The sequence below is a fragment of the Polaromonas sp. CF318 genome (assembly GCF_000282655.1).
In the GTDB taxonomy this organism is placed as follows: domain Bacteria; phylum Pseudomonadota; class Gammaproteobacteria; order Burkholderiales; family Burkholderiaceae_C; genus Polaromonas.
Genome location: NZ_AKIV01000121.1, coordinates 1 through 1,191, shown reverse-complemented (window position 1 = coordinate 1,191; position 1,191 = coordinate 1). Strand labels below are relative to the sequence as shown.

General features: G+C 62.0%; 1 protein-coding gene. It reads left to right on the top strand.

Translation table 11 applies throughout. The features are described from left to right. Positions 1–4 precede the first annotated feature (4 nt). Positions 5–1,191: elongation factor Tu (gene tuf, locus PMI15_RS19570; protein ID WP_036840184.1), on the top strand; the 1,187-nt coding region annotated here is incomplete at its 3' end.

The following is a 1,191-nucleotide window of genomic DNA, read 5'->3' as shown; positions in this document are numbered from 1 at the left end:
AAAAATGGCAAAAGGCAAATTTGAGCGGACCAAGCCGCACGTCAACGTAGGCACGATTGGCCACGTGGACCACGGCAAGACGACGCTGACGGCGGCGATCACGACCGTTCTGGCATCGAAGTTCGGCGGCGAAGCCAAGGGCTACGACCAAATTGACGCGGCACCGGAAGAAAAAGCGCGCGGCATCACGATCAACACCGCCCACGTCGAATACGAAACGGCCAACCGCCACTACGCCCACGTGGACTGCCCAGGCCATGCCGACTATGTGAAAAACATGATCACCGGCGCCGCCCAGATGGACGGCGCGATCCTGGTGTGCTCGGCCGCCGACGGTCCCATGCCCCAGACCCGTGAGCACATCCTGCTGGCCCGCCAGGTGGGTGTTCCTTACATCATCGTGTTCCTGAACAAGTGCGACATGGTCGACGACGCCGAACTGCTCGAGCTCGTTGAAATGGAAGTGCGCGAACTGCTGGACAAGTACGACTTCCCCGGCGACAAGACCCCCATCATCCACGGCTCGGCCAAGCTGGCCATGGAAGGCGACAAGGGCGAACTCGGCGAAGGTGCGATCTTCAAGCTCGCCGAAGCCCTGGACACCTACATTCCCCTGCCCGAGCGCGCTGTTGACGGCGCCTTCCTGATGCCCGTGGAAGACGTGTTCTCCATCTCCGGCCGCGGCACCGTCGTGACCGGCCGTGTCGAGCGCGGTGTGATCAAGGTCGGCGAAGAAATCGAAATCGTCGGTATCAAGGACACGCAAAAGACCACCTGCACCGGCGTGGAAATGTTCCGCAAGCTGCTGGACCAGGGCCAGGCCGGCGACAACGTTGGTATCCTACTGCGCGGCACCAAGCGCGAAGACGTCGAGCGCGGCCAGGTGCTGTGCAAGCCCGGCTCCATCAAGCCGCACACGCACTTCACCGGCGAGATCTACGTTCTGAGCAAGGACGAGGGCGGCCGCCACACGCCTTTCTTCAACAACTACCGTCCCCAGTTCTACTTCCGCACGACGGACGTGACCGGTGCGATCGAGTTGCCAGAAGGCAAGGAAATGGTCATGCCAGGCGACAACGTGTCGATCACCGTCAAGCTGATCAACCCGATCGCCATGGAAGAAGGCCTGCGCTTCGCCATCCGTGAAGGCGGCAAGACCGTCGGCGCCGGCGTCGTGGCCAAGATCATCGC